Origin of the sequence: Rasiella sp. SM2506 (genome assembly GCF_050859505.1) — a bacterium.
In the GTDB taxonomy this organism is placed as follows: domain Bacteria; phylum Bacteroidota; class Bacteroidia; order Flavobacteriales; family Flavobacteriaceae; genus Marinirhabdus.
In genome coordinates this window covers 877,230-888,259 of record NZ_CP193934.1, presented here as the reverse complement: position 1 = coordinate 888,259, position 11,030 = coordinate 877,230, and the positions used below count along the sequence as shown (strand labels likewise).

The window sequence follows — 11,030 nt, the reverse complement described above, 5'->3', positions numbered from 1 at the left end:
CAATACTCAGCACTATGAACATCCTTATTTTAGGCTCTGGAGGCCGCGAACATACTTTTGCGTATCAAATCGTAAAAAGCAAGCTATGTAGCAAACTTTTTGTAGCCCCCGGAAACGCAGGAACAGCAGCAATAGCAACCAATCTTCCTTTAGATGTAAACGATTTTGAATCGATACAAGCCAGCGTAATTGCCAACCAGATAGAAATGGTGGTTGTGGGGCCTGAAGATCCGCTTGTGCAGGGCATCGCCAATTACTTTGCTGAAGAAGAAGCTTTGCAAGAGGTTATGTTAATAGGTCCTTCGAAAAGAGGAGCATTGTTGGAAGGCAGTAAAGAACGCGCTAAAGAATTTATGTTACAACATAACATTCCCACGGCCGCCTATGCTAGTTTTACTGCTGAAAGTTTAGAAGCAGGAAAAGCTTTTTTAGAAACCTTACAAGCTCCCTACGTATTAAAAGCAGACGGGCTCGCTGCAGGAAAAGGGGTGTTAATTATTCAGGATGTAGAAGAAGCCAAAACAGAATTAGGAGAAATGCTATCCGGTAAATTTGGTGACGCCAGCGCAACTGTGGTAATAGAAGCGTTTTTAGACGGAATAGAATTAAGCGTGTTTGTCCTCACCGATGGGAAAAATTATAAAATTCTACCTACAGCAAAAGATTACAAGCGTATTGGCGAAGGTGATAAAGGGTTAAATACAGGAGGTATGGGCGCTATTTCCCCCGTCCCTTTTGCAGACGAAACTTTAATGAAAAAGATTGAAGAACGCATTGTAAAGCCAACCGTAAACGGTCTTAAAGAAGAAGAAATTGATTACAAAGGTTTCCTGTTTATTGGCCTCATAAAAGTTGGGGACGAGCCTTATGTGATAGAGTACAATGTACGTATGGGCGATCCGGAAACAGAAGTAGTCCTTCCGAGAATTAAAACAGATTTGGTGACTTTGCTACAAGCAACATTTCAGCAAAAATTAGATACAATTTCAATGGAAATTGATGAAAGAGCAGCAACTACAGTGATGTTAGTTTCTGGCGGATATCCAGAGGCGTACGAAAAAGGAAAAGAAATTTCAGGAATAGATACTGTTGAAGATTCCATTGTATTTCACGCAGGGACTTCAGTAAAAGAAAATAAATTGGTTTCTAATGGCGGTAGAGTACTAGCCGTTACGTCGCTGGATGAAGATTACAGGAAAGCACTAAAAAAATCCTATAAAAACATAGATAAACTACATTTTGATAGGATGTATTATAGAACCGATATAGGTTTTGACCTTGAGTGAGCTTAGGATTTACTCTTTTGGAAGATCTCCCAAATACCCGTGAGAGGTCTGGCTTCGGTCTTCTTCATTATTGTCATTATAATTTTTGAGTTGTCCCATCCAATAGAGCATTGCTACAAACCCAATGATCATTAAAATCCAGTTTATAACATTGCTTAAGGCCCAGCTTTCTGTACCAAGTCTTAACGCGTCGTAAGGAGCAAAAAGCACATTTTCACTAAACGATTGTATTCCTTCAAAAACTTCTTTAAAAGTCATAATTGTATATTTATCTTGCAAAAGTAGAAAACTGCGGCCATGCTCACAAACTTTTTTGGGAAATCTAACCCTATCAATTTTTTTATTTGTGGAGCGTACCTCCTCATTGGGTTTTTTGCGTCGTTTTTCTTTTCCACTTCAGAGCTCATAAACACTCAGGAAGTCCTTATAAAATTTGGCCTTTGGATGGTTCTTGTTTTTTCAATCCTGTTGTTAGATTTTGTTATTAGAAAAAATGCACTTACAGGAATAAATACCTTTGGAATTTTTGTGTATAGCGGACTTATAGTAATGCTGCCCATTGTTTTTACGGAAGTAAACATTATTTTTTCAAGTATATTTCTATTGTTAGCGTTACGCAGGATGGTAAGTCTCACTTCAGAAAAAAACATTGAAAAAAAGATTTTAGATGCATCATTATATATCGCTATTGCTGCACTTTTCCATTTTTGGAGTATTTTATTTTTACTGCCACTCTATTTTGGAATTATTCGGATTACCTCAGCGAGTTTCAGGCTGCTTTTTATTCCGGTTGTGGGAATTTTTACGGTGTTGGTTCTTACCATCACGATACATTTATTGATTTTTGATAGCTTAGCATGGTTTCTTAGTTGGTTGCCAGCATTAAATTTGGATTTTAGTGCGTACAATAAAGCAAGTATTTTGGTTCCGTCGGCTTTTATTGCAACCTTATTGGTTTGGACGCTCGTGCTTCGAATCATGAAATTTTCGTCTATGCCCAGAAAAGCGCAGCGAAACTATAGGTTGTTAACTATTTCGACCCTAGTTTCGGTAGTTATCTTATTTTTGAGCGACACCAAAACAGGAGCCGAAATTCTTTTTCTTTGCGCACCTTTAACCATCGTTATTACCAATTACCTGGAGCATTTAAACGACTTTTGGTTTAAAGAAATTCTACTTTGGGTCTTTGTACTCCTCCCCGTTGGGTTATTATTTTTATAATGGAATATACCTTATCCCAAATACAAACCGAATTAGAAAAACGAGTATCCTACCGCTACCAGTGGCAACAAAAGCAGAATGATATCTGGGATGGCTATACGGCATTTATCTACGAAACCTTATGTTGGGAAACACTTCTAGAGTGTATGAAGCAGGCGGTTGCTACAGAAAAATTAGAAAAAGGAAAGCTGTTTGACTATGCAGCAAACAGATGGTTTAATTTTTGGAGCGCGGTGGGTGTCGAACAAATATTTGCTGCATTGGAAGGTGTGGAAAAAGTAAAGAACCGCAAAGATTCTGAAAAAGATTTTTATTTAAACGGTATCGCTTTCGACCATAAAACGTCTGTTTTTCCGAGGCGTTTTCCAAAAGATTTTACCTCTGCTTTTCAGTATAAAAAAGAATTGATAGCGTGGTTTTACGAACACCAGAGTACACAAAACCGGCATCATTTAAAAAATAGATTGTTTATTGTGGTACATGCCACAAACGGAGCACATTGGAAGCTAAAATCGAAGTTAGACCTGTTGCAAACCGAGATCACAAAATATGTAAATAACTTTTCGGAAGCCCAATTGCAAAGCCTTACTTTTGCAAACGGCGAGACAGCGTTGAGTGATATTATTTGGGTACAAGAATGAACTATATAGGCTCCAAAAACAAACTTTCTAACTTTTTATTCGAGACCATTACTTCGGTGGTGGGAGACTTGGGCAACCAAACATTTTGCGATTTGTTTGCAGGTACTGGGATTGTGGGAAGAAAATTCAAAACACACGTAAAAAATGTTGTCTCGAACGATGTAGAGTTTTACAGCTATGTGCTAAATAGAAATTATATTCAGAATACGGAAAGCTTACAGGCTGAAGAGTTCCTTAAAAAATTAAACTCGTTAAAAGGCAAAAAAGGTTTTGTTTTTCAACAGTATGCCGAAGGAGGTAGTGAAGGCAGAATGTATTTTTCTTTAGAAAATGGACAAAAGATAGACGCTATTCGCCAACAAATTGAAACATGGAAAAAAGCTGATGAAATTTCTGAAGACTTGTATTTCTTTCTTCTAACGTCACTCCTTGAGAGTGCCGATAAGGTTGCGAATACTGCATCTGTCTATGGCGCCTATCTCAAAAAAATAAAGAAATCGGCTGCGAAGGAACTCATCGTAAAACCGGCTTTTTTCAGCGAGACAGAAACCAGTCACCAAGTATTTCAGGAAGATGCCAATGAACTTATAAAAAAAATTGAAGGAGATATTTTATATTTAGATCCGCCGTACAATGCTAGACAATACGGTGCCAATTACCATTTACTCAACACCATTGCAAAATATGATACCTTTGTTCCTAAGGGAAAAACGGGATTACGTACCTATTATAAAAGTGATTATTGCAAAAAAGGAGAAGTGTTAAAGTCGTTTACAGAGTTACTAGAAAATGCTAACTTTAAATACATTTTTTTGAGCTATAATAACGAAGGATTAATGAGCCAGCAAGAAGTTGAAAATACCATGAAACAATTGGGTACGTATAGCCTTGCTACCACAAAGTACCAGCGTTTTAAAGCAGATAAAACCGAGAACCGAAACCATAAAGCAACAGGAACTGTTGAGTTTCTGCATATTTTAGAAAAAAATTAAACCAAGAGCCATGATTTTCAGTGAAAAAGCAAACAAGATATTTTTAGAAGCCATTGTAAAATACCACAAGGCAGATGATGTAAACCAGCCATTTTCCAACCCTTACGAGAAGGAAACTGAGCTTCTGGAACATTTATTATATCGAAAATGTTGGATAGACACCGTACAGTGGCATTATGAAGATATTATTCGCGACCCCAATATTGAACCCGTTATTGCATTGGCATTAAAGCGAAAAATAGATGCTTCCAATCAAGATCGAACTGATATGGTAGAATATATAGATAGCTATTTTCTGAAAAAATACGATACCGTTACTCCAGATAAAGATGCCACCATCAATACCGAAAGCCCAGCCTGGGGAGTTGATAGACTTTCAATTCTTGCATTAAAAATCTATCACATGAATGACGAGGCTACTCGTGCAGGTGCTACACAAATTCATAGAGAAGCTTGCCAGAAAAAACTGGATATTTTGTTAGACCAACGTGTGGATTTAAGCACAGCGATTGACCAATTACTCAATGACATTGCACACGGCAAAAAATATATGAAGGTGTACAAGCAAATGAAAATGTATAATGACGATGAGTTAAATCCTGTCTTAAGAGGAGAAAAAAAGTAAGCACTATATTATCTTAAAATTGTAATGTATGCCAAGTGGAATCGAAGCAAAACACATCCTAATCATTCGCCTTTCCGCATTGGGAGATGTGGCAATGACGGTGCCCGTGATTCGGGTTTTTTCGAAGACCTATCCAGATGTAAAGCTCACGATTGTATCGAAACCTTCCTACAAACCACTATTTAATGATATTGAAAACCTCCACTTCTTGGAAGCAGATTTGTACGGCGAACACAAAGGTTTTGGTTTGCTAAAGTTGGCCAAAGAAGCTAAAAATATTGGCGTCAATGTGGTAGCAGACTTGCATAATGTAATTCGTTCCAAAATAATTACGGGCTATCTTTCATTGAATGGAATTACGACGGCTGCTATAGACAAAGGTCGTGCAGAAAAAAAGGCACTTATCAATACTCCTTCAGAATTAAAAAGATTAAAACCTACGCACCAGCGGTATGCCGATGTTTTTGAAGCCCTGGGATTTCCCTTAAACCTGGAAGAACATATTTTTCCGAACAAGAAAGAACTCACTCCGCAACTACACGACCTTATTGGCAAGCATACTAAAAAAATGATAGGCATTGCACCCTTTGCGGCCTACCAAAGTAAGCTATATCCATTGGAACAAATGAAAGAGGTAATCTTCAATCTGAACGAAGACAATTTGTATAAAATTTTTCTTTTTGGCGGAGGTAAGAAAGAAAAGGAAATCTTAAACGAGTGGGAAGTTCAGTTTGAAAATGTAACCAATCTTGCGGGAAAATATAATTTGGAAACGGAGCTGAATCTTATTTCAAATCTCGATTTAATGCTGGCAATGGATAGTGGCAACGGACATTTAGCGGCGCTATACAATATTCCTGTTGTAACACTTTGGGGCGTGACGCATCCCTATGCTGGATTTACGCCTTTTAATCAGCCAGACGAGCACCAGGTAGTGGTAGACAGATCGGCATATCCTTTAATCCCAACATCGGTATATGGCAATACGTTTCCTGCTGGATATGAAGATGCCATAGGGAGTATTCCAGTAGCTACCGTCCTACAAAAAATTAAAGATATTATTTAGTATTCCTTGGGCTTAGCAGCATCGAAACCTACACATCATCATAGTCTATCGATAAGGTTGCGGTAGTTGGATGTGCTTGACAGGTTAAGATTAGTCCTTCAGCAATTTCGCTATCTGTTAGGATTTGATTTTTGCGCATTTCGGCTTTTCCTTCGGTGATACGGGCAATACACGTGCTGCAAATTCCACCTTGACAGCTGTATGGAGCATCCATACCTTTCTCCAAAGCAGCCTCTAAAACCGAGGTGCTTTTAGGCATGGTAAATGTTTCAGTTTCATCGTCTACGGTAATAGAAATAGTAGTATCTCCTTCGTGGGGTTCTAGTAAAAGCCCCTTTTCGGCAGTGGTGAAAAGTTCAAAATGAATCACTTTTTCGTTAATTCCGTTTTCCTTTAAAGTAGAAGAAACTTCATCGATCATAGGTTCTGGCCCACAAAGGTAGAAGGCGTCAAACGTGGTGAATTCAAATTTGTTTTTCAGAAAATAGTTTACAGTGCTCCTGTCTATCCTTCCGAAGCGTGCATTATCCTCGTGCGTTTGGCTATAGATAAATTCTAATAATAATCGGTCTGGATATTCGCGGCTTAATTCCAGCAATCTACTATGGAACATAGCTTCCAACTGCGATTGATTTCCGTAGACTAGCAAAAACTTACTGTCTGGTTCTTGAGTAAGAACGGTTTCGATAATTGAAAGTACGGGGGTGATCCCACTACCCGCGACAAATGCTGCATAGTAGTTGTTTGCTGAAGCATTGGCCTCTAAAACAAATTTACCTTCGGGTTTCATAACCTCCAGCGTATCGCCTTCTTTCAGTTTTGTATGCGCGAAAACTGAGAATGTTCCCGCTTCAATTTTTTTAATTCCTATTTTGAGCAAAGCACTTTTAGGATCACTGTGAATAGAATAAGCGCGACGTATTTCGCCACGTTCAGTTGTATATTTTATAGTAATATATTGTCCTGCTTTGTGTGTGAATGTGGTTTTTAAATGGTCTGGAATTTCAAACGCTACCGAAACGGAATTCGGCGTTTCTTTTTCAACTTTTGCAACACGTAAAGAATGGAAGTCACTCATAGGGAATTTTCAATTTTCAGCAAAAATACACATTCTAGGCGGTAAATAAGTTGTATAGAATTGGTTAAAGCACCCAATTTTGGACCTAAAATCGGCTATTTCTAAAAAAGAAACGTATTTTTACGCTTCCTTTAGTCTGTACATACTAAAAGCGAAGTATTTAAGTTAGAATACCTATAAAAAAGAAACTACATTTTGAACGGCATTTATAAAATTACAATCGCACTAGTAGCAATCCTTTCTCTAGTGGCGTGTTCCCGAAAGAAAAACACCTTTATGAGCCGCAATTTTCATGCGGTCACAGCAGAGTACAACACCCTCTATAATGGTGGTTTGGCTTATGAAACGGGAAAAGAAGAGCTAGCGCTTAGCTATCGTGATAATTTTTGGGAAATTTTACCTGTGGAGCGTGTAGCGTTACAAGAAGAAATTGATACCCCAGGAGAGACAAAAGATCCGAATTTTAATAGGGCCGAAGAGAAAGCGACCAAAGCGATCCAAAAACACTCTATTTATATTGACGGGAACGAGTATAACCCGCAAATAGATGAAGCGTATATGATGTTGGGGAAAGCACGTTATTTTGACCAACGTTTTATTCCTGCTCAAGATGCTTTTAATTTTATTTTGAACCGATATCCAACCAGTAACAACATTAATCGCGCAAAGGTTTGGAAAGCAAAAACCAATATCAGGTTAAAAAATGAAGATATTGCCCTGGAGAATCTTCAGGAAATGATGGACGAAGTAGCGCTGGAAGATGAGGAGCTTGCCGAAGCTTCTGCCATAATTGCACAAGCGTATATAAACTTAGATTCGTTACCGGAAGCATTGCCATTTATTAAATTGGCTTCAGAATACGAACGAAATAATGAATTAAAAGGTAGATACGCGTATATAAAAGGACAAGTATATGATCGTTTGGAAATGAGAGATAGCGCAAATTTGGCGTATGAAGAGGTGATTGATTTAAACCGAAAGTCGCCAAGAGTATATATGATTAACGCATACATTGCCAAAGCTAGAAACTTTGATTACAACAAAGAAGATAAGATTGCTTTTCTGGAACTGTTGACTGAATTGGAAGAAGACCGAGAAAACCGACCGTTTTTAGATAAAATCTATTACCAGATTGGAGAGTACTACCGAAACAACGATAGCATTGACCGTGCAGTGGCGTTTTACAATAAGTCTATCAAGAACTTTAAAAATGATGACTATTTGCAGTCTATGAATTATCGCACGCTAGCCGTGTTCAATTTTGATGCAGCAAATTATAAAGCAGCTGGGGCTTATTATGACAGTACGATAACCAATCTCGCTGTGAACGGTCGCGAATGGAGACAATTTAAAAAGAAAAGAGAAAATCTGGACGATGTAATTACATACGAGGACATTTCTACGCAAAATGATAGTATTCTTACGTTGGTTGCTATGAATGAAGGAGAACGTCTAGCCTATTTCACCGAGTATACTGCTCTACTTAGAGAGCAAGCAAGACTAGATTCTATCGCTGCAGTAAAAGCACAAACAGCTGAAGCCAACAAAGAATTTTACGAAAAAAACACCACAACAGCTAAAGATAACAATGGCACTAGTACGTTTTATTTTTATAACTCCACAACAGCTGCTTTTGGAAAACAAGAATTTAATAAAATTTGGGGCAACCGAAAGTTAGAAGATAATTGGAGACTTTCCAGCAAGAAAACCACAAGTATCACTGAGCCAGGAAATATCGTCGAAGTAGTAGAAATTAGCGAAAGCGAATTGTTCGATCCACAAACATACATCACAAAAATCCCAACAGACCAAGTAGTAATAGATAGCTTGGCTAAAGACAGAAATTTTGCTTACTACCAGTTAGGGCTTATTTATAAAGAAAAGTTTAGAGAATATGAGCTAGCCTCCAACCGCTTAGAGAAACTTCTTACGTTAAACCCAGAAGTTCGTCTTGTACTTCCCTCAAAATACAATCTGCATAAAATTTATGCCGAGATGGGAAATGTGGCAATGGCAGACACCTATAAAAACGATATTATAACCAACCATCCAGACTCTAGGTATGCTCAAATTCTGTTGAATCCAAATACGCAATTGGCTACAGATGAGTCTAGCCCAGAGTTTAAATACAAGGCGTTATACAGAGAGTTTGAGAATTCCCAATATCAAAATGTAATAGACACCAGCGATGAGTATATTACACTATATAATGGTACCGATATTGTCCCAAAACTAGAAATGCTGAAGGCGACTTCCCTAGCCAGAAAAGAAGGATTTGAACCTTATAAAAAAGCATTGAATTACATAGCGCTTAATTATCCAAATTCTGAAGAAGGGAAAGAGGCAGAAAAAATTTATAAGTTTGTCCTTCCTAAGATTGCCAATACAGATTTTGTTGGTGATGAAGAAAGTGATAATTGGAAATTAATTTACCAATTTCCAGTAGCTGAAGGTGAAGCAGCAAACGCTTTACAGAAAAAACTGGACGAAGCAATTAAAGAGTACAACTATTTTGACATGAGTACTTCTGTAGATTATTACAACCCCGAAACTGTTTTTGTAATCATACACGGCTTAAATACCCGAATGGGTGGAAGAGGCTTTGCAGAGGTGCTTAAAGAAAACAAGAACTACAAGATCAAGAGACCATTTTTCGAGATTGCATCCCCTAATTATAAAACAATACAAATTCATAAAAACTTAGACAGCTATTTAAAACAAGGAACTCCAGACGCCGAAAAATAGAAAACAATAATCCCCAAAACCATTCAATATGTTTTCAGATAAAAAAGATAAACAAACCAGAAATATGGAACCATCAGCAAGTCAAAACAGGATCAACGAAGGAACCGAGTTAAAAGGAGATATTATCTCTAGCGGTTTTTTTAGAATAGACGGAAAAGTAGAAGGGAATATAAGTAAACCTTCCAAGGTTGTTATAGGTAAAAATGGTAGTGTAAACGGAAAGCTAAGCTGCGAAGATGCCGATATAGAAGGCAGATTTGATGGTAATCTAAACGTTGCCGGAACCCTTACGTTAAAATCTACTGCTCACATTGAAGGCGAAGTTATCGTTGGCAAATTGGCTGTAGAACCCGGTGCTACAATTAATGCTTCCTGTAGTATGCAAGGAGCTAAAAAAGCGACAGAAACCACTTTAATTTCTGATGAAAAAGCAAATCCTTACGATCGCCAACAACGCTTAAAGAAGGCTTCGGAGCCTCTTAAATAGTGGCAAACAATTCACCACAAGGCGTAAAACGCTGGCTTGTTCTCTCCGCGATTGGGCTGGAAATGGGCGTCATTATTTATCTCTTTGTACAATTAGGCAAATGGTTAGATGCTTCGTATGGTGATGCAGACAGCAAACTATACCTTATTATTTGCACCTTATTTGGAGTAGCCGCTTCGTTATTTCTGGTCTTAAAACAGACTAACAGGTTGAATAAATAGTGACAAAATTTATTTTAATTCTACTACTATTAAAATAAATATTAAAATCCTCCGGGTATCTCCCCTTTACTCAGGGCAGTTCCGTGGCATAACTTTCATCAACATTTTTAAAAGTTTCAAGCATATAAATTAATCGAACCCTCTAAGGTATTCGGGTGATTTCGTTACTTTGCACAGCAAAAATAGTAACGAAATTGTATCGAGAATGCCTAAAACCTTAAAATTCCTAACCACACTCCTTTTGGCACTCGTCATTACTTTTAGTATACATATAGGTGTACTTTGGTTTGCCGCTTTGCCGCTTTTTTCAGATAAGATACTATTGAGTTATAGCGTAAATTATTTGCTCGCTGCGTTCATTTATTTGATTATTCAACAAACTTTAAAAAAAAACGGTACCCACGCAGGTTTTGTTTTTATGGCTGGGAGTGCTGTGAAATTTATAATTTTCTTTCTGGTTTTTTATCCGTTTTATCAGGCAGACGATAGTATGCAAAAGACCGAATTTACTGCATTTTTCATCCCCTACGCTATATGCCTTATCCTGGAAGTTACCTATCTTTCCAAACAGCTTAATAATCAGTCCTATTCCGAAGAAAACAACCCAAACAGCGATACCACAAATTCATAGGAAAAAAAGAATTAAAATAGTTTTTGAATATTGTAAA

Annotated in this window: 12 protein-coding genes; 10 read left to right on the top strand and 2 right to left on the bottom strand. The window is 37.6% G+C overall.

Annotation, left to right across the window (positions count from 1 at the left end; translation table 11 throughout):
• Positions 1–14 precede the first annotated feature (14 nt).
• Positions 15–1,286 (top strand): phosphoribosylamine--glycine ligase, encoded by a 1,272-nt coding sequence (gene purD / locus ACQ2HF_RS04080; RefSeq protein WP_432412248.1) that lies wholly within the window; start codon positions 15–17, stop codon positions 1,284–1,286.
• A gap of 9 nt (positions 1,287–1,295) precedes the next feature.
• Here purD and ACQ2HF_RS04075 read toward each other — a convergent pair whose 3' ends face one another.
• Positions 1,296–1,544, bottom strand: coding sequence for a DUF6341 family protein (locus ACQ2HF_RS04075; protein WP_432412247.1), 249 nt, complete (start codon positions 1,542–1,544; stop codon positions 1,296–1,298).
• Positions 1,545–1,583: 39 nt separating this feature from the next.
• Here ACQ2HF_RS04075 and ACQ2HF_RS04070 point away from each other — a divergent pair, with 39 nt between their 5' ends.
• The 5 genes from ACQ2HF_RS04070 to ACQ2HF_RS04050 are packed head-to-tail and all read left to right on the top strand — an operon-like array spanning position 1,584 to position 5,831.
• Positions 1,584–2,507 carry a DUF6427 family protein gene (locus tag ACQ2HF_RS04070; protein ID WP_432412246.1) on the top strand — a complete coding sequence of 308 codons (924 nt, stop codon included), beginning with the start codon at positions 1,584–1,586 and terminating at the stop codon, positions 2,505–2,507.
• Positions 2,507–3,148 carry a hypothetical protein gene (locus ACQ2HF_RS04065; protein ID WP_432412245.1) on the top strand — a complete coding sequence of 214 codons (642 nt, stop codon included), beginning with the start codon at positions 2,507–2,509 and terminating at the stop codon, positions 3,146–3,148. The genes ACQ2HF_RS04070 and ACQ2HF_RS04065 overlap by 1 nt, the downstream gene beginning before the upstream one ends.
• Positions 3,145–4,140, top strand: coding sequence for a DNA adenine methylase (locus ACQ2HF_RS04060; protein WP_432412244.1), 996 nt, complete (start codon positions 3,145–3,147; stop codon positions 4,138–4,140). Before ACQ2HF_RS04065 ends, ACQ2HF_RS04060 begins: the two co-directional genes overlap by 4 nt.
• Before the next feature lie 13 nt (positions 4,141–4,153).
• Entirely contained in the window at positions 4,154–4,765 is a 612-nt protein-coding gene (locus tag ACQ2HF_RS04055; protein ID WP_432413052.1) for a DUF4254 domain-containing protein, read from the top strand.
• Between the two features lie 28 nt (positions 4,766–4,793).
• Positions 4,794–5,831, top strand: a complete 1,038-nt coding sequence (locus ACQ2HF_RS04050) for a glycosyltransferase family 9 protein (RefSeq protein ID WP_432412243.1) — start codon at positions 4,794–4,796, stop codon at positions 5,829–5,831.
• A gap of 28 nt (positions 5,832–5,859) precedes the next feature.
• Here the strand turns inward: ACQ2HF_RS04050 and ACQ2HF_RS04045 are convergent, their stop codons facing one another.
• The gene (locus ACQ2HF_RS04045) at positions 5,860–6,909 is read right to left on the bottom strand and encodes a 2Fe-2S iron-sulfur cluster-binding protein (protein WP_432412242.1); all 1,050 of its coding nucleotides are present in this window, start codon (positions 6,907–6,909) and stop codon (positions 5,860–5,862) included.
• Between the two features lie 276 nt (positions 6,910–7,185).
• Between ACQ2HF_RS04045 and ACQ2HF_RS04040 the strand changes: the two genes are divergently transcribed.
• The 4 genes from ACQ2HF_RS04040 (at position 7,186) to ACQ2HF_RS04025 (ending at position 10,993) form a co-directional block, all read left to right on the top strand.
• Positions 7,186–9,654, top strand: coding sequence for a tetratricopeptide repeat protein (locus ACQ2HF_RS04040; RefSeq protein ID WP_432412241.1), 2,469 nt, complete (start codon positions 7,186–7,188; stop codon positions 9,652–9,654).
• A 28-nt stretch (positions 9,655–9,682) separates the two neighbouring features.
• Positions 9,683–10,141, top strand: coding sequence for a bactofilin family protein (locus ACQ2HF_RS04035; RefSeq protein ID WP_432412240.1), 459 nt, complete (start codon positions 9,683–9,685; stop codon positions 10,139–10,141).
• Positions 10,141–10,362 carry an AtpZ/AtpI family protein gene (locus ACQ2HF_RS04030; protein WP_432412239.1) on the top strand — a complete coding sequence of 74 codons (222 nt, stop codon included), beginning with the start codon at positions 10,141–10,143 and terminating at the stop codon, positions 10,360–10,362. Before ACQ2HF_RS04035 ends, ACQ2HF_RS04030 begins: the two co-directional genes overlap by 1 nt.
• Before the next feature lie 205 nt (positions 10,363–10,567).
• The gene (locus ACQ2HF_RS04025; RefSeq protein WP_432412238.1) at positions 10,568–10,993 is read left to right on the top strand and encodes a DUF6168 family protein; all 426 of its coding nucleotides are present in this window, start codon (positions 10,568–10,570) and stop codon (positions 10,991–10,993) included.
• Positions 10,994–11,030: the final 37 nt, after the last annotated feature.

Coding starts and splice junctions, on each gene's coding strand:
- purD (WP_432412248.1), top strand. CDS start 15: ATGAACATCCTTATTTTAGGCTCTGGAGGCCGCGAACATACTTTTGCG.
- ACQ2HF_RS04075 (WP_432412247.1), bottom strand. CDS start 1,544: ATGACTTTTAAAGAAGTTTTTGAAGGAATACAATCGTTTAGTGAAAAT.
- ACQ2HF_RS04070 (WP_432412246.1), top strand. CDS start 1,584: ATGCTCACAAACTTTTTTGGGAAATCTAACCCTATCAATTTTTTTATT.
- ACQ2HF_RS04065 (WP_432412245.1), top strand. CDS start 2,507: ATGGAATATACCTTATCCCAAATACAAACCGAATTAGAAAAACGAGTA.
- ACQ2HF_RS04060 (WP_432412244.1), top strand. CDS start 3,145: ATGAACTATATAGGCTCCAAAAACAAACTTTCTAACTTTTTATTCGAG.
- ACQ2HF_RS04050 (WP_432412243.1), top strand. CDS start 4,794: ATGCCAAGTGGAATCGAAGCAAAACACATCCTAATCATTCGCCTTTCC.
- ACQ2HF_RS04045 (WP_432412242.1), bottom strand. CDS start 6,909: ATGAGTGACTTCCATTCTTTACGTGTTGCAAAAGTTGAAAAAGAAACG.
- ACQ2HF_RS04040 (WP_432412241.1), top strand. CDS start 7,186: ATGAGCCGCAATTTTCATGCGGTCACAGCAGAGTACAACACCCTCTAT.
- ACQ2HF_RS04035 (WP_432412240.1), top strand. CDS start 9,683: ATGTTTTCAGATAAAAAAGATAAACAAACCAGAAATATGGAACCATCA.
- ACQ2HF_RS04025 (WP_432412238.1), top strand. CDS start 10,568: ATGCCTAAAACCTTAAAATTCCTAACCACACTCCTTTTGGCACTCGTC.